The sequence below is a fragment of the Lentibacillus halodurans genome (assembly GCF_900112045.1).
In the GTDB taxonomy this organism is placed as follows: domain Bacteria; phylum Bacillota; class Bacilli; order Bacillales; family Amphibacillaceae; genus Lentibacillus; species Lentibacillus halodurans.
In genome coordinates this window covers 154,487-171,454 of the sequence record NZ_FOJW01000008.1, presented here as the reverse complement: position 1 = coordinate 171,454, position 16,968 = coordinate 154,487, and the positions used below count along the sequence as shown (strand labels likewise).

At 44.3% G+C, this 16,968-nt stretch carries 14 protein-coding genes; 5 read left to right on the top strand and 9 right to left on the bottom strand.

The window, feature by feature from the left end; genetic code table 11:
- Window positions 1-56: 56 nt before the first annotated feature.
- Complete coding sequence (locus BM195_RS11210) at window positions 57-1,010, bottom strand: CAP domain-containing protein (RefSeq protein WP_090237952.1); 954 nt, start codon at window positions 1,008-1,010, stop codon at window positions 57-59.
- Between the two features lie 634 nt (window positions 1,011-1,644).
- Here BM195_RS11210 and mreBH point away from each other — a divergent pair.
- From mreBH to BM195_RS11185, 5 genes are all read left to right on the top strand, one after another.
- Window positions 1,645-2,652 (top strand): rod-share determining protein MreBH, encoded by a 1,008-nt coding sequence (gene mreBH / locus BM195_RS11205; protein ID WP_090237949.1) that lies wholly within the window; start codon window positions 1,645-1,647, stop codon window positions 2,650-2,652.
- 284 nt (window positions 2,653-2,936) lie between these two features.
- The gene (locus tag BM195_RS11200; RefSeq protein WP_090237946.1) at window positions 2,937-3,290 is read left to right on the top strand and encodes a DUF1428 family protein; all 354 of its coding nucleotides are present in this window, start codon (window positions 2,937-2,939) and stop codon (window positions 3,288-3,290) included.
- Between the two features lie 442 nt (window positions 3,291-3,732).
- Window positions 3,733-4,893, top strand: a complete 1,161-nt coding sequence (locus BM195_RS11195; protein WP_090237943.1) for a CaiB/BaiF CoA transferase family protein — start codon at window positions 3,733-3,735, stop codon at window positions 4,891-4,893.
- Window positions 4,894-4,904: 11 nt separating this feature from the next.
- A complete protein-coding gene (locus tag BM195_RS11190) occupies window positions 4,905-6,107 on the top strand; it encodes an acyl-CoA dehydrogenase family protein (protein ID WP_090237940.1) in 1,203 nt (400 codons plus the stop codon).
- Between the two features lie 25 nt (window positions 6,108-6,132).
- On the top strand, window positions 6,133-7,587 hold the full coding sequence (locus tag BM195_RS11185) for an NAD-dependent succinate-semialdehyde dehydrogenase (protein WP_090238128.1): 1,455 nt from the start codon (window positions 6,133-6,135) through the stop codon (window positions 7,585-7,587).
- Window positions 7,588-8,208: 621 nt separating this feature from the next.
- Here the strand turns inward: BM195_RS11185 and BM195_RS11180 are convergent.
- From BM195_RS11180 to BM195_RS11145, 8 genes are all read right to left on the bottom strand, one after another.
- Window positions 8,209-8,718 (bottom strand): YfiT family bacillithiol transferase, encoded by a 510-nt coding sequence (locus tag BM195_RS11180; RefSeq protein ID WP_090238125.1) that lies wholly within the window; start codon window positions 8,716-8,718, stop codon window positions 8,209-8,211.
- Between the two features lie 235 nt (window positions 8,719-8,953).
- Window positions 8,954-9,697 carry a zinc-binding dehydrogenase gene (locus BM195_RS11175; protein WP_244535742.1) on the bottom strand — a complete coding sequence of 248 codons (744 nt, stop codon included), beginning with the start codon at window positions 9,695-9,697 and terminating at the stop codon, window positions 8,954-8,956.
- Between the two features lie 112 nt (window positions 9,698-9,809).
- Window positions 9,810-10,127, bottom strand: coding sequence for a DUF3870 domain-containing protein (locus tag BM195_RS11170; protein ID WP_090237935.1), 318 nt, complete (start codon window positions 10,125-10,127; stop codon window positions 9,810-9,812).
- 17 nt (window positions 10,128-10,144) lie between these two features.
- Window positions 10,145-10,915: an IclR family transcriptional regulator gene (locus tag BM195_RS11165; RefSeq protein WP_090237932.1), complete on the bottom strand. Its 771-nt coding sequence runs from the start codon at window positions 10,913-10,915 to the stop codon at window positions 10,145-10,147.
- A 99-nt stretch (window positions 10,916-11,014) separates the two neighbouring features.
- A complete protein-coding gene (locus tag BM195_RS11160) occupies window positions 11,015-12,187 on the bottom strand; it encodes a saccharopine dehydrogenase family protein (protein WP_090237929.1) in 1,173 nt (390 codons plus the stop codon).
- Window positions 12,188-12,347: 160 nt separating this feature from the next.
- The gene (locus BM195_RS11155; protein ID WP_090237926.1) at window positions 12,348-13,844 is read right to left on the bottom strand and encodes an aldehyde dehydrogenase family protein; all 1,497 of its coding nucleotides are present in this window, start codon (window positions 13,842-13,844) and stop codon (window positions 12,348-12,350) included.
- Window positions 13,845-13,868: 24 nt separating this feature from the next.
- On the bottom strand, window positions 13,869-15,539 hold the full coding sequence (locus BM195_RS11150) for a thiamine pyrophosphate-dependent enzyme (protein ID WP_090237923.1): 1,671 nt from the start codon (window positions 15,537-15,539) through the stop codon (window positions 13,869-13,871).
- Window positions 15,536-16,717 carry an aminotransferase class I/II-fold pyridoxal phosphate-dependent enzyme gene (locus BM195_RS11145; RefSeq protein ID WP_090237920.1) on the bottom strand — a complete coding sequence of 394 codons (1,182 nt, stop codon included), beginning with the start codon at window positions 16,715-16,717 and terminating at the stop codon, window positions 15,536-15,538. Before BM195_RS11145 ends, BM195_RS11150 begins: the two co-directional genes overlap by 4 nt.
- Between the last annotated feature and the right edge of the window lie 251 nt (window positions 16,718-16,968).

The window sequence follows — 16,968 nt, the reverse complement described above, 5'->3', positions numbered from 1 at the left end:
ATTCGGCTCAACTAACGTTCAGCAGAAAAAAGCACTCTGCTGAATGAAGTTTCGCTTTACTTACCAATAAATTGTTGTGTCCAGTGGTTGCCTTGTTCTACATAGCCGACACCGATATGCGTGAAGTTCGGATTCATGATGTTTTCACGGTGGCCTTCACTCTCCATCCACCCGTTTACAACTTGCTCTGGTGTTTGCTGACCTTTGGCAATATTTTCACCGGCGGTTTGATATGAAATGCCATACTGTTTCATCATATCAAATGGTGAGCCATAGTTCGGGCTGTCGTGGGAGAAATAGTTATTCTCCGCCATATCACGTGACTTCTCACGTGCCACTTTACTTAATTCCGTATCGACTTCAAGTGGCTCCAGACCTTGTGCAGTCCGTTCCTCGTTTGTCAGTTCCACCACTTGCTGTTCAAATTCATTCAGCTGCTGTGACTGTGATTGATTTTGCTGTTCTTGCTGCCCTTCAGCTGGCTGCTGTGGTGTCTGAGCTTCCGGCTGTTCAGCTGGCTGTTCTTCTTGTTTATCTGTCTCTTGTTGTTCTGATTGATCTTGCTGTTGTTCAGAGTTGTCATTGTTTTCAGGCTGTTCCTGGTTTTGTTCAGGTTGATCCTGATTTGACTCTTCCTGTTTTTGTTGCTCTTCATTATTTTGCTTTGGCTCTTCCTGGTTTTGTTGCTCTTCATTATTTTGCTTTGGCTCTTCCTGTTTTTGTTGCTCTTCATTATTTTGCTTTGGCTCTTCCTGTTTTTGTTGCTCTTCATTATTTTGTTGCTTGTCCCAATTCCAATTAATTTGCGGGAAGTATTTATTTAAGTGGTTACTGAACTGATCAGATGATAATTCAGTCCATTCATTCCCGTTAATAGAATAATATACTTGTTGCTGATATGATTGACTCTGAGAATTATCTGCGTTTGCAGATGCGTCTGCAGTTGTTTGAAATGCTCCGCCAAATAACAGTGCTGCGGTCATTGAACCGGCCACTATTTTGTTAAACATTGATGTCACCTCTCCTGTGTTTTTTAATTTGCAAAATCATCATACCATGCTTTTTTTGTAATATAGTTGGCATCGGTTTCCAAATGACCATATTTCTCATAGATTTTTCAGAAAATGGCTCAATATCAGGCTATCGATTTTTTTATGCTAAAAGAATTACAGGAAAAGTTTTAATACAGTGGTAAAATTTACAACGAAATATCTATTGACACCTGTTCAAATTACGCTTCTATATTACAATCCACCGTAAATTGTAAACGAAATGTTACTTGAATTTTCATAGATTATCGTTTCAAATGAAGAAGACGTATAATCGTCCATGTCGAAGAATGGTGGTCGCTCCTAGTCTGACTGCCTCACAATTTAAAAGATTACGTCTGTTATTTCCGACTAAGTATTGTTTATTCACATACCCTGAAGCGAGAGGCTTACGGACGGCTGTCTAAAGGTAACGTATCGGTGGTGTATTAAGTTTCATCCCAGACAATATTTGTAAGTCATTTCCTACCCCCAAAAACTATGATAAATTAGAGAAAGGTATAGTAGTGAAATATGGACTTTTCTATCATAACTTAATTTAAGTATATTCCTATATTAATTGAATCGATTTTATTACATCATTGGAGGAACTAACATGTTATCAACTGCAGAAATCGGAATTGACCTGGGTACTGCCAATATATTGATTTATTCCAAATCAAAAGGAATTGTTTTAAATGAACCATCTGTAGTCGCCATTGACTTAAATACGAAAAATGTTGTAGCTGTCGGAACCGAAGCAAAGGAAATGGTCGGCAAAACGCCACAGAATATTGTCCCAATCCGCCCGTTGAAAGACGGGGTTATCGCGGATTATGATGTCACTGCCCAAATGCTGAAGGAATTCTTGAAAAAAGTCAGCAGGAAAATGGGATTATCCATGCGAAAACCGACTGTTGTTGTCTGCACACCATCCGGAAGCACAACAGTAGAACGGCGTGCGATTCACAATGCCGTCACCAGCTATGGAGCCAAACATGTCCATTTAATTGAAGAGCCTGTAGCCGCTGCAATTGGTGCAGATTTACCGGTTGATGAGCCAATTGCCAATGTCATCGTTGATATTGGCGGCGGGACCTCCGAAGTGGGAATTATTTCATTCGGCGGTGTCGTTTCTTGTAATTCCATTCGCTCCGGCGGCGACAAAATGGATGAGGAAATCATCAATTACATCCGGAAGAAATACAATATCCTGATCGGTGAACGTACCGCAGAAAATATTAAAATGGAAATTGGTTATGCATATGAAAATCATAGCGAGGAATCCATGGATGTCCGCGGGCGTGATATGGTAACCGGATTACCGAGAACAGTGTCTGTATCTTCAAGAGAGGTTTACACCGCATTAAAAGAATCACTCGAACAGATCCTCGAAACGATCCGATTAACACTGGAAAACTGCCCGCCTGAACTGAGTGGCGACATTGTCGATCGCGGAATTGTTCTTACTGGCGGCGGCTCGATGTTAAACGGTCTGAAGGACTGGCTTTCAGAGGAAATTTTTGTCCCTGTTCACATTGCACCAAGCCCGCTTGAATCAGTAGCGATTGGAACAGGTCGTTCACTGAAGATGATTGCAAAATTGCAAAAAGCTGCGAAGTAACCTGCCTGGTCTGGGCTAATAAATTTGAAAACCGCGTTTTCCGTAAAAGGAGCGCGGTTTTTTCATAGGATGATGAAATGACGTGCATGCGATATGTTATGAGGATTTCTGTTGATTCCCACTCTCTTCTGTCGATTCTCTCACGCTTTTCTGTTGATTGTCCTGCCGATCCTGCTCCTTATATTTTCGCACGTCTGCCACAATGCCAAAAATTATCAGCTCCTATAAAAAGGATTTTTCAAACTTATATGGAATTAGTAGTGTAAGGATGGAGAGGTGATCAAATGTATACAGTCATTTACCTTTATCGCGTTAAACAGGAACATGTTCAAACATTTACCAATATTAACAGTCAGGCTAGTGAAATTTATTTGTCAAACGGGGCACTGGAAGATAACACTTATCGTGCTGAAGACCTCAATGGAAATTATGGTGCCAAAGGATTGATTGATGTGATCCAAAAGGAAAAGAATGAGGAGATTTTTTTCGGCCAGTCCGTATTTCGGAACAAATCACACCATGATGACGTTATGGCGCAAGTGAATCAAAACCCTGAAATTAAAGAACTGTTTGATGACATCACTAATATTATTAACCTGTCAAACGTTGTGACAGCTACCTTTACAACAGAACAATAAATAGTTGTTTACAAATTTTTCAGAACAATATATAATAGAATTAATCATGTTAAAGCGGTTCCACGCTATGACGCATGATACATCATAAGCAGAAGTCATGTTGAAGGAAATCGCCGATTGGATTGATTTCCTTATAAAACATCTCTGGTACCAAATAACAAGTTGATAACTGCCTAATCTGTTAACAGTTCAATACCAGTTCTGATGCAACAGATAAAAGCCAGTTCAAATAGACTTACAGCTTTCTTTCTGTGGTCTTTTTGGAGTGGCTTATTTTATTCCGCATGAAGGCTAAGTTCCCATATCAAGACTTCCGGAAAGATCAGGAAATGTAATTGGAAGCAAATGCCCGTAAATCGATTTGGTTCAACTAACCTCAGCGGGGAATAAAAAACCCCAAACGACGGAAGTTTCACTTTATTGTTGTAAAAGGAGTGATGACGTGGCTGGAGCACTTGAAAACATCAAGATTCTCGATTTATCACGCGTGCTGGCCGGGCCGTATTGCACAATGATCCTTGGTGACCTTGGTGCAGAGGTTATTAAAGTGGAAGCACCAGGAGGCAGTGATGAGACACGGAAATGGGGACCGCCATTTCAAAATGGTGTCAGCGCCTATTATCTCTCGGCCAACCGGAACAAAAAAAGCATCACGTTAGACCTCAAGTCCCCGGAAGGCATTGAGGCAATCAAAGAGCTCGCACGTGAAAGCGATGTGGTCATCAATAATTTTAAAACCGGAACCATGCAACGACTCGGATTGGATTATGAAACGTTATCCGAAATCAATCCCGGAATCGTCTATTGCTCAATAACGGGATTTGGCGAAACAGGGCCATATAAGGATATGCCAGGCTATGATTTCATTATCCAGGCGATGAGCGGATTGATGAGTATTACCGGTGACAGCGAATCAGGCCCGCAGAAAGTCGGCGTGGCGATCACGGATATTTTAACCGGTCTGTATGCCTGTATCGGAATTCAGGGAGCACTGCTCGAACGGACACAATCAGGCAAGGGGCAAAAGCTCGATCTTTCTCTGTATGATTCAGCTGTTAGTGCGCTTGTCAATATCGGCAGCAACTATCTGATGGCCGGAAAAATTCCTGCAGCCTTGGGAAATCAGCACGCAAATATTGTCCCGTACCAGACATTTGCAACAATGGACGGTCAAATGGTGATCGCTGTAGGAAATGACAATCAATTCAACAGATTATGCAAGATTTTAGATAAGCCGGAATATGCATCAGATGAACGTTTTCAGACAAATCCGGACAGGGTGGCGAACCGGGAAGCCTTAATCCCGCTGCTTCAAAAGGTGTTCTCAACTAAACCAACCGCTTATTGGCAGGAAAAATGCCAGGAAAACAGTATTCCATGTGGGCCGATTCAAACAATTGATGAGGTGGCGAATGACCCGCAGCTGAGCGAACGGAATATGTTCATCAATGCTGAACATCCAACAGCGGGGGGTATCCAGATGATCGGCAGTCCGCTGAAACTTTCGCGGACACCGGCCAATGTCAACCGTCACCCGCCGGATGCAGGTGAACATACTGAAACGATACTGGAACAATTAGGACTAACGAAATCAAAAAATTAGGAGATGATCAGATGGATTTTAATTTTTCAGAAGAACAGAATATGCTCCGAGATACAGTCAGAAATTTTGTTGACAAAGAAATTATGCCACATATCGCAGAATGGGACCGCGTAGGAAAATTCGATCCTTCTATTATGAAGCGACTTGCTGACCTTGGACTGATGGGCGTCTGTATCCCGGAAGAATACGGCGGCAGTGGCATGGACTACAATTCACTGGCCATCGTGTGTGAAGAACTGGAACGCGGCGATACAGCATTCCGTACAGCGGTTTCTGTTCATACAGGACTGAACAGCATGACGCTGCTGCAATGGGGTACAGAGGAACAGAAGCAGAAATATCTCGTTCCCCAGGCTAAGGGTGAAAAAGTCGGTGCTTATGGGCTAACAGAACCTGGTGCCGGGTCAGATGTTGCCTCCATCCAGTCCACGGCCGTCAAAGATGGTGACCACTACATTCTGAACGGCTCGAAATCATGGATCTCCCTATGTGATACAGCCGATCATTTTCTTGTATTTGCCTATACCGATAAGGAAAAACGCCATAAAGGTATTTCTGCATTTATCGTCGAACGTGACTGGAAAGGGTTCGACTCGAAAGCGACAAAAGGAAAACTTGGCATCCGATCCGGTAATACCGGTGAAATCTTTTTCGATCATATAAAAGTCCCGAAAGAGAATCTGCTTGGTGAGGAAGGAGAAGGATTCAAAATCGCCATGGCAGCACTTGACAATGGACGATTTACGGTTGCTGCCGGTGCTGTCGGACAGATTCGTGCCTGCCTGGAAGCGAGTGTTAAATATGCCCATGAGCGAGAAACGTTCGGAAAACCAATCGGGCAGCATCAGCTTGTCCAGCGTATGATTGCCAATATGAAAGCCGGACTTGAAATGAGCAGTCTGCTTGTCTATCGCGCCGGCGAATTAAAAAATGCCGGTACACGCAACACAGAGGAAACGTCCATGGCCAAATGGCAGGCATGTGATTTCGCCAACAAAGCCGCTGATGATGCCATCCAGGTCCACGGGGCATATGGCTATTCGGATGAATATCCGGTTGAGCGGTATTTGCGCAACTCAAAGGCACCAGTCATTTATGAAGGGACACGTGAAATCCATACGATCATGCAGGCAGAATACGCATTAGGCTATCGGAAGGATAAACCACTCAATAAAATGCTGCCGGCATGGGAAGGCGATCGAGCTAAAGTCTAAATGGTCAAAGGAGGATTTCGACATGATGCTTAAAAGCAAAACAAATAGTATTTTTATCGACGGCAAGTGGCAAGATGTGGACGGACAGGAAACAGAAAGCGTCTATAATCCGGCAACACTTGAACCGATCACGGAAGTTACTTATGGCGGGAAAATGGAAGCCAAAGCAGCGATTGCAGCGGCGTCACGGGCGTTCAAAACGTGGCGAGAAATGACCGGCCGGGAGCGCTCACGCATTTTGTACAGAGCGCATGAATTGATGATGGATGATGCGCAACGCCTTGGAGAAATTTTGACAACTGAACAGGGTAAACCGCTGAAGGAAGCAATCGGCGAAGTGAAAGGTGCTGCCAACTTTTTGCTCTGGTATGCCGAAGAGGCAAGCCGAACATATGGAGAATGGATCCCGTCATCCATTAAATCCAAGCGGCTGCTTGTTATCCCACAGCCGGTCGGTGTTGTCGGGGCGATTACACCATGGAATTTTCCGGCATCCATGATCACTCGCAAAATTGCTCCGGCCCTTGCTGCCGGATGTACGGTTGTTTTGAAGCCGGCACCGGAAACACCGATGTCGGCCATTGAAATCGTCAAAATCCTGGAAAATGCCGGAATACCAAATGGCGTTGTCAACCTAGTGACCGGTGATGACGAGGCAATCGGCAATACGATGCTTGAAAGCAAGGATGTCCGCTTGATGACATTTACCGGATCCACTGAAGTCGGGAAATATTTGATGCGTGAAAGTGCCAATCATGTGAAGAAATTATCACTTGAGCTCGGCGGCCATGCACCAATTGTCGTGTTTGACGATGCGAATATCGATAAAGCTGTCTCACTAGCACTGGCGAGCAAATTCCGTAATAATGGCCAGACATGTATATGTGCCAATCGGATCTATGTTCACGAATCTGTTCAAGATGCTTTCAATGAAAAACTGACCGAAAAAATTGTAGCGCTTAAAGTTGGGAATGGCACCGAAGAAGGAACCGATCTCGGCCCGCTGATCAATGAGCAGGCATTGCAAAAAGTCGAGAAACACCTTGATGACGCTGTGGCAAAAGGGGCAAAAGTCGTTTGCGGTGGCGATAAATGGAACGGCGATTTTGATGGTTATTTCTATCAGCCTACCGTTCTGTCAGGCGTGACCGATGATATGCTCGTCATGAACGAGGAAACATTTGGCCCGCTTATGCCGGTGCAGACTTTCAGTGATGAAGATACTGTTATCGGGAAAGCCAATGATACCGACTACGGACTCGCCGCTTATATTTTCACTGAAACGACCAGCCGCGCGGTCCTAGTCTCGGAAAAACTTGACTATGGCATTGTCGGCATTAATGACGTCTTCCCTGCTGTTGCCGAGGCACCATTCGGCGGCATCAAACAGTCCGGTGTCGGCAAAGAAGGCGGCCACCATGGCATGGATGAGTTTATAGAAATGAAGTATGTATCGATGGGGATTGACAGTACCTATTAATAACTGATGGTCGCATTTCCTGCTGCAAAAGGTGGCTATTAGTTTTAATTTGACATTTTTTGAAATTACCGCTGTAGATTAAGCCGGAATCGCTATAGACTCGTATGAAATCGCCGTAGTTGGGATCATAACTATCCGGTACTGCTACTACAAACTGCATAAAGTGCAGTTGGCCAGCTGTCTGGCTTGTCGATCTGAAGAAGTAATCGCTGACCTTGGCTTGGGGCGATTACTTTTTTCATTCAGGTACACGACAAGCGTGACAATTAAAGTTAAAGTCGCTAACTGGGCCATGACAATAAAGAAGTTTCATTTGAATGGCCATAAAAACGCATTTTTCCTTCTAAATGTGCGCCTTATTTTAACCAAATAGTTGTTTGTTTTGAATCAACCGATAATTGTTAGTACAAAAATGTTGTGTAGGGAATCATTCCAATTTGTTAAAATAAAAGACATCCAGGTGTGTTATAGATTGGAAAAAAGGAGTCTTGAAGAATGGACTTTAAAATTAAAAAGAAAATAAAGCCCAACTTACTTAAAGAATTTGCTGAACTAAAAAATAGTCGAATAAACAATTGGCTTATCGAGATTTGATAAACCCCCAATTCCTTAAATATTATGCTATTTTGATAATGCGATTTTTATATGGGCTAAGTGATGCTCTTCATGCCAAGCTAATTTTGCAACCTTTGTTGCAACTGTTATTTTACCATTTATCTGATGAACAAAAGTTCGATCTAATTGCTCTGCAGTTAAACTATGACCCAAAGATACGATACGCTCATTTATACCTTCCAACATTTTTATAGAACATTCTACGGGAAGTTTTGTATCCGGTTGAATAGCCCACTTTTCTTCATCAAAAGCTGGTACTGTTGCACTCTCACCTGTTAAAGCCAGCTTCAAACGCTGATACATGTTCAACTGAGAGTCAGCAATATGATGAACAAGTTGACGAACTGTCCAGCTACCATCACGATAAGTTTTGCTTAATTCCTCATCACTTAATGAGTCGACAGTTTCTCCTAATCGAATCGTGTAAGTTTCGATTTGCTTTAACCATTCTTGAAGATTTTCAAATGTTACCTTTTCGGGAACTTGTAATTTGCCTATTGGGTATCTTACATCCATTTTAATCCTCTTTTCCCTTTTTTTAGATTTAAAACTCTGCAAATTCCAGAATTTTATCCACTTCCTGTTCGAGTATTTCGTCAATAATTTTAGGTAAACGATCCTTGCAGTATTCATGTAAGATTACCTCTTCCATGAATATTTTATTTAATTATATCACTTAAAGCTACGATACACTATATTCAAAATTGTTACAGAATCGTGCCCGTTAACGGTAAACTGTGTCTTAAAAAATCTAAGAGGGAAGTATAACGACCTTACCCACGTGCTGTCGACCTCGAAATACTTGCTGAGCCTTGTGAATGTCAGTTAACTTGAACGTTTTAGCGACTCGTGGCTGGATTCGACCCTCGTTTGCCTCATCAATCAGTTTCAGAAAGTGAGAAGGTGTATGCATGGATGAGCCGATCAGAAGTCTGTTGTTTAAATAAATTCTACGCAGATCAAAAGTTACTACAGGTCCCCCGACAGCACCGGCAATAACCCAACGCCCTCTTTCCCTGAGAAGAGGCAACAGCCACTCAAAAGTATTCCCACCAACGACATCCGCCACAGCATCCAAACCTGACGGTGCTGCAGCTGATATTTCCGCCGATAGATCAGACTTCTCACGGTCCACAATGGCATCCGTCCCAGATTCAGCAACCAAATCTCTTTTCGCTGAGGTAGTAATGGCAACGACGCGAGAACCACGTGCAGAGGCCAGTTGCACCAGGGCAAACCCGACTCCACCTGAGGCACCAGTTACAAGAATCGTATCACCTTTAACAATTCCTGCACGCTCCAGCATACCCATCGCTGTTCCATATGCAGTCGGTAAACATGCCAACTGCTCATCATTTAATGGGGAGTTGGTTACATCATGGGCTCGTGAATCTGCAACGGCTGCATATTGGGTGAAGCCTCCATCTACCTCACTTCCCAAGAGACCTACCGGGTTGGCATCATCACCAAGTCGGTCATAAAATGCAGGATCCACCAAAACCCGCGTACCCTGCTTCAGCGTTGTACATTTGGGTTGATCCTACATCAAGCGCCAATCCAAGATTGTGTTCACTATGACCTGCTGGCAAAGCATAGTCAGCTCCCTATTAACCATGACCCTCCCGGTAATGCTCATACTGCCGATACAAATCATGCAATGCCGAAACAAGCGCATTGCCAGCTTTTCCCAAATAATGATTTTTCATAGTTTCGGCAGGCTTGTCAATCCCATCCTGGAGACTGTGCCCCCTCAAAAGCTGATGCACGAATTGTCTGCCGTGTTCTGTCGCCAGGGTGCAGTTGGCTGCGACAATCACGCCATATTTTTTATCGATTTCAGCCGTTATCGTCAATGTCTCATAAATACTTTTGGCTGCCATTCCAGATGGTAATCTGGCATGCCCTGCGATAAAAACCGTATACATTTAACATCATCCCCCTGCTAAAAGTCCGGCCCGCGATAACCGAGTTTTCTGGAAATCGTTTCAGCCGTCACTTTTGATTTGGCTTTCAATAGCTCCAAATTCTCCCCTTCAAAATGACTGGATAACCCGCTGACCGCCAATGCAGCAATGACTTGATTGCTGTAATCATAAACCGGATACGATATGCCGGTGGTATCCGGGTCCTGTTCACCGATACTATACGCATAGCCTTCATCATAAATGGTTTGCAATTCTTGCAGCAATTTATTTTGATCAATCGTCCTATGATCAACAACCCGGCGCAGTTCCGATTCCTCTAAAATAGCTTCTTGTCTCTTCCTGGGCATGTTTGCCAACAGCATTTTAGGACCGGATCCCAAATAAAGTGGTGAACTTTTGCCAACTCTAGTATTCAGCCTTAGTGCCCTTGAGCTGTCCACCTTCTCGATATATGTAGCTTCATCCTGATTACTGATGACCAGATGGATAACCTCATTGATATCAGCAGCCAGTTTCTGCATATAAGGCAAGGCGACGTTCCGAATCTCCAGTTGATCGGAAACGATCTGTCCGAGCTCCAGCAGTTTAAGTCCTAACCGATACTTGCTGTCATGCTCGTTCTCTTTTGTTTTATATAAAAAATCACTGGATTCCAGTGCTGATAAAAGTCGGTAAGCGGTAGGTTTCGGGATTTCTGCATTATGGGCTATTTCCTTTAATGTCCATTCGGGTGTTTCCACTGAAAAATAGTTTAATAATTTTAATGCTTTGATCACACTTTGATTCATGGGAAAAAACTCCTTGCCGTTATCTTATTGAATGAATGTTCGTACATTTTATAGAAAAAAGGCTGCCTTATTAAAACAGAGCAGCCCTTGATCAGTAGGTTAATTTGTTACGTGTTCTTTTTCTGCACTGGTTGATTCATAAATAGTCACACCGCGTTTGGCCATTTCTTCTATATATGGATCACCTGGAACAATCTGTTCAGGCGGATAAACGCCTCGTTTTGTGATCGTTCCGCTAGCGATCATCTGGGCAACAGCTGAAATGGTATTGGCAGTGGCACGGGCCATGGCCGTCACGTTATGTTCCCTGTCTTTGTATGTGGTCATTTCGAATACATGCGTTTTCGGCTGTCCGCCTTTCTGACCGCTGACTTTAACCCTCAGAAGTACGACGTCATCTTTATCACGCAGTTCGACAATCGGATCGAGCACTTTTAGCAATACTTCCCGCGGATTGATTTCCTGGCCGTTAACATCAACCGAGTAGTCCATCCGGGTCAAATTCAGGTCAACGAGCAGCTTAAATTTCTCCGCATGACCAGGGTAGCGAATCGTCTTATACTCCAATGTCTTCAGATGCGGATATGAAATAGATAATGTCGATGTCCCACCTGATGTGTGGAATGCTTCAAGCGGGCCGAATTTTTCAAAATGAACGCGTTCAACCTCACTCAAGGATTCGATTTCCTGTTTGATGCCATCACGGATGATCAATGCCGGATCTGTATAATGATCGAAAACACCTTCCATAGAGAAAACATGGTTGTATTCAAACGGCGGCTCCGGATTGACCGGGATTCCACCGACATACAATTTGATCTCTTCCAGTTCATCCAGTTTTCCCGCTCCATGACCAGATAAAATATTGATCATGCCCGGTGCTACACCCAAATCAGGGATAAGCGTAACCCCCGCAGCCTGAGCATCTTCTTTCAGATCGAGCACTTTATCGGTAACATGACCGATATGCCCGCCCAAGTCAACGGAATGAACACCAACTTCAATGGCGGTTTTAGCAACGATTTCATTAAATGAATAAAATAATGCATTAATAATCACATCAAACTGCCGCATATAATTGCCAAGCTCCTGTTCATCCTTGGCATTAACCTGATAGGCTGAAAGCTTTGGGGAATTTAACTGATCAACAACCTGTTGTGCAATGTCCATATCGATATCGGCCAGCCCGACAGCTGTGACCCCTTCATTTGAAACCAAATCACGCGCTGCTTCCTTCCCCATTAAGCCAGATCCCAGTACACCTATTTTCATCTATTCACCACTCCCTGTAAAATACTTCATCTTCTTCAGCTTTTACTTCGTATTTCATTCTATTAGGGAGAGTCTCATCCGCTGTTTCTCCCTCGAATAAATGAACTCCTCTCCCGTTCTATCTCGCTATAATCCCACCATATTAATCATTTCAAACAGCTTATTCTGTATCAATCTGTGCGCGCTGAAGCTTGCCGCTGTAATCGACATAAACAGCTTTCCATTCGGTAAATACATCAAGTGCCTGCACCCCGGAATCACGGTGACCATTTCCGGTTCCCTTTGTACCGCCGAATGGCAAGTGAATTTCCGCACCGGTTGTACCAGCGTTCACGTAAACAATGCCTGTATCCAAATCGCGCTGTGCCTTAAATATACGGTTGGCATCTGTTGTAAAAATCGAGCTTGACAAGCCGAATGTTACACCGTTATTCACCTCGATTGCCTCTTCAAAACTTTTCACGGGGATGAGCGAAATGACCGGACCGAAAATTTCTTCTTGGGAAATACGCATATCCGGTGTGCAATCGGTAAATAATGTCGGTGCAAAATAATGCCCTTTCCTATAATCGCCTTCATCAAGCACATAGCCGCCTGCAATCATGCTGGCGCCTTCTTCCCTGCCAATCTGGGTATATTTTTGGATTTTTTCAAGGCCAGCTTTGTTGATGATTGGTCCTACCTTGTTCGCCTCATCCAGACCGTCGCCGATTGTCAGTTTTTCGATTTCAACAAGCAACCGTTCCTCCAACCGTTCTTTCACATCTTCATGTACAATCACCCGGCTGGCCGCTGTACAACGCTGACCGCTTGTGCCATATGCACTCCAAATAATGCCTTCCACAGCTAAATCCAGATCGGCATCATCCATTACAATAACAGCATTCTTGCCGCCCATTTCGAGGGAAACCTTTTTCAATTGTTTGCCGCACTCACTGGCAATATGGCGGCCAGTATCATTGGATCCGGTGAATGAAATAACCCGGATATCATCATGGTTTACCATCGCATCGCCAACGGACGACCCTTTGCCGTATACGACATTCAACACACCTTTTGGCAGTCCGGCTTCTTCAAAAATTTTCGCAAGTTCATACGCCATAATCGGTGTTTCAGTCGCCGGTTTCCAAATGACCGCATTACCCGCAACGATAGCTGGGAATGACTTCCACGTTGCAATCGCAATCGGGAAGTTCCACGGAGTAATTATTCCGACAACGCCGACAGGAAAGCGCTGGCTCATAGAAAATTTATTCGGAAGTTCCGCCGGTGTCGTGTGACCAAACAGACGACGTCCTTCACCGGCCATATAAAACGCCATGTCGATTCCTTCCTGCACTTCCCCGCGTGCTTCTTCAAGCACTTTTCCATTTTCCATCGTCAGCAATTGAGAAAGACGTTCTTTGCGTTCTTTCATCATTTGCCCAACTTTAAGCAAAACCTCTGCACGCTGTGGCGCTGGTACCAGTGCCCATTCTTTTTGCGCTTTTTTGGCCGCTTCAACGGCCGTATTGACCGACCCGTCATCCGACAAGGGAACATTTACGATTGTTTCACCATTTGCCGGATTCACAACTGCAGCAGATTCATTTGTTTCCACCCATTTTCCGTCAATAAAATTGTTTAGCTGCTCTGTCTTAAGCAAGCTTTGAGCCATATCAAATACCTCCTGTAGTTAATTCTATTTAGCACGATCACGGATTTGTGTAATCGTGGAAGAAACTGAAATCTGTTCCTGATCAGTCATCACCTCAATCACGGCCGGCACGTTTTTCTGCAATGCTGTTTCAAGTGATTCAGCAAACTGTTCTGGTGTGTTAGCCAAATATCCATCTGCGCCTATGCTGCTGGCCAAATCTTTAAATGAAACACGTCCTAAATCCGTTCCGATGACTTTTTCCGGATAATGCATTTCTTGATGCATTCGGATGGTCCCATACATTTGATTGTTAAACACAAGACAAATAACTGGAATATGGTATCTGACGGCTGTTTCCAGTTCCTGCACGGTCATCATGAACCCGCCATCACCGGACAGTGCAATAACCGGTTTATCCGGATAAGCGATTTTAGCCCCGAGTGCCGCCGGCATGCCATACCCCATTGCACCGGATGTTGGCCCGACATACGTATGTTTTTTCTTAAACGGATAATACGCATGGAACCAGCCGGCAAAATTCCCGGCATCATTGGTCAATAACGCATTGTCCGGCAAAATGCCCGCCATCATTGCCACTATATGCTTATTGATTGTGTTTTTATGCGAAACATCGAGACGACTGACCTCCTTGAAAGCACTTCTGCGCTCTGTGACCCAATTTTTCCAGCTGCCCTGGGCATCCATACCGGCTAATTTCTTTAACGCTTCCCCTGCATCTGCAACAATCCCGGCATCTGGACTGAATACTTTGCCAATAGTGCCATAGTTGATGTCAATGTGAATGAGTTTTTTCTCCGGTGTAATGATTTGATAATCCTGTGTCGTCACCTCTGACAAACGTGTCCCGATCGCCAGAATGGTATCTGCTTCCTCAACGGTCTGCAGTATTTTTTGATTGGTACCCAGCCCAAGATGCCCCACATATAACGGATGGTCATTTGGAAACACATCCTGCCTGCGAAAGGCTGCCATAACTGGCAAATGATATTTTTCAGCAAATGCCACGAGTGCTTCTTCGCTTTTTGAACTTTTCACACCCCCGCCGGCAATGATCAGCGGTTTTTCAGCAGAAGCAAACAGCTCTTCAACCTGCCTGACTTCCTCATTGGCAGGTGCCGGACGAGGCTTAACAGCAACAGGGCCAAATGTCATCTCTGCTTCAGCAGGCAGAACATCTTCCGGCAGCGCAACAACAACCGGACCTGGTCTCCCTGTCTTTGCGATACGGAATGCTCGTTGTACAATCTCCGGCATACGCTTCGGATCTTTCACTTCAGCCGACCATTTGGCGATATGCTGAAAATATTGATCCAAGTCTACTTCCTGAAATCCTTCCCTGCCCCGGAATTTGCTGTGTACCTGTCCTAAAAAAACAACCATTGGCGTCGAGTCCTGATAAGCGGTATGAACACCGATGGAAAGATTGGATGCTCCAACTCCCCGGGTAGCCATGACAACGCCTGGCTTCAAGGATGACTTTGCATATCCTTCTGCCATAAACGCTGCACCGCTTTCATGCCTGGCCGATACCAGTTTGATTGAATCTTCATCATGCAGCGCATCCAATAAAGGCAAATAGCTTTCTCCGGGAACGCAGAAAGTATGGCTGATACCTTCGATTTTCATACATTCCACAATCGCCCGTGCTGCTGTTACTGTTTTGACTGATCGTGCTGCAGTTGTCGTTTTCATTTAACTGGTCCCCCCTTCAAATTCAATTTTTCCATGCGGCTGATGACTTCATCGAGACGGTCAGCTGTAACTGTCAGCGCAACCCTGAAATACCCCTCTCCTCTTGAGCCAAATGCATTACCGGGGGTAACGATAACGCCCGCTTCCTGCAGCAATTTGTCTGCAAACGACATGGACGTAAAGCCATCCGGAACCTTAGCCCAGAGAAAGATCGTGCCCTTTGGCTTATCCGCCTCAATATCAAGCTGCCGAAAGCCTCTATGCAGTTTTTCCATTCGTTCCTGGTAGATTTTGTTATGTTCTGTCACTGCGGAAAAATTACTTTTCAACGCCGCAGCAGCAGCTTTTTGAATCGGGAGAAACTGGCTTGTATCGATATTGCTTTTAAACGTCGCCAGCGCCTGGATGATTTCCTTGTTCCCCACAACATAGCCAATCCGCCAGCCGGTCATATTAAAACTTTTCGACAGTGAGCCGATTTCCACTGCATGTTCTTTGGCTCGGGGAACCTGCATGGCGCTCGTTGTTTCATAACCGTTAAACGTGATCATGTCATATGCGGCATCATGTACGAGCAGAAGCTGATTTTCCCTGGCGAATGCAATCGCTTCCAAAAAAATGTCGAAATGAGCGGTTGCCGCTGTCGGATTGCTCGGATAGTTTAATAACATTAATTTCGACTGTTCGATGGTAGCACGATCAACCTGGTTATATAACGGCACATAACCATTCGCATCATCCAGCGGCAATGCAGCACTTCTCCCGTTGGCTAAATGCACAGCAGTCCCGTACACCGGATATCCAGGATCGGGAACCAAAACGGTATCCCCTGGGTTGATCGTGGCATGCATCAGATTGGCAATCCCCTCTTTTGATCCAATCACAGCAAGCACTTCCGATTCCGGATCCAATTCAACGTTATACTGTTTTTGGTAAAAATGAACGACCGCTTCTCTGAATTCCCTGCACCCGCTATACGTCGAATAGCGATGATTCACAGCAAGTCTTGATTCCTCAGCAAGCCGGTCAATAATAAAATCAGGGGTCGGCAAATCCGGAGCACCAATTCCCAAATCGATGACATCTGCTCCATTGGCCTCGAGTTCTTTTTTCTTCCGCTGAAACTCGGAAAATAAATATGGCGGTAAATTGCTCACTTTATCCGAGACAAAAGGCATCCAATATCCTCCTATTTCATATTATGAAACGCTATTTCATTTATCTGAAATGAGTGTAAATCACATTTTGGAAAATTGCAACTGCTTTTAAATAATAAATTTTAAATGGTATTAAAGTCTGCCTTTACCGCCAATTTACCAAACTTGTCAGCATTGTCCTGCTCTTTGACCAGACAACATGGTCGCATGATTATTCCAAAAGTTTAAACATATTAACATTCCAAACGTATCGGTTCCCTGTTATTATATAA

Excerpts from the sequence above, each read along its gene's own strand:
- BM195_RS11210 (WP_090237952.1), bottom strand. The coding sequence starts at position 1,010 with ATGTTTAACAAAATAGTGGCCGGTTCAATGACCGCAGCACTGTTATTT.
- mreBH (WP_090237949.1), top strand. The coding sequence starts at position 1,645 with ATGTTATCAACTGCAGAAATCGGAATTGACCTGGGTACTGCCAATATA.
- BM195_RS11200 (WP_090237946.1), top strand. The coding sequence starts at position 2,937 with ATGTATACAGTCATTTACCTTTATCGCGTTAAACAGGAACATGTTCAA.
- BM195_RS11190 (WP_090237940.1), top strand. The coding sequence starts at position 4,905 with ATGGATTTTAATTTTTCAGAAGAACAGAATATGCTCCGAGATACAGTC.
- BM195_RS11185 (WP_090238128.1), top strand. The coding sequence starts at position 6,133 with ATGCTTAAAAGCAAAACAAATAGTATTTTTATCGACGGCAAGTGGCAA.
- BM195_RS11180 (WP_090238125.1), bottom strand. The coding sequence starts at position 8,718 with ATGGATGTAAGATACCCAATAGGCAAATTACAAGTTCCCGAAAAGGTA.
- BM195_RS11170 (WP_090237935.1), bottom strand. The coding sequence starts at position 10,127 with ATGTATACGGTTTTTATCGCAGGGCATGCCAGATTACCATCTGGAATG.
- BM195_RS11165 (WP_090237932.1), bottom strand. The coding sequence starts at position 10,915 with ATGAATCAAAGTGTGATCAAAGCATTAAAATTATTAAACTATTTTTCA.
- BM195_RS11160 (WP_090237929.1), bottom strand. The coding sequence starts at position 12,187 with ATGAAAATAGGTGTACTGGGATCTGGCTTAATGGGGAAGGAAGCAGCG.
- BM195_RS11155 (WP_090237926.1), bottom strand. The coding sequence starts at position 13,844 with ATGGCTCAAAGCTTGCTTAAGACAGAGCAGCTAAACAATTTTATTGAC.
- BM195_RS11150 (WP_090237923.1), bottom strand. The coding sequence starts at position 15,539 with ATGAAAACGACAACTGCAGCACGATCAGTCAAAACAGTAACAGCAGCA.
- BM195_RS11145 (WP_090237920.1), bottom strand. The coding sequence starts at position 16,717 with ATGCCTTTTGTCTCGGATAAAGTGAGCAATTTACCGCCATATTTATTT.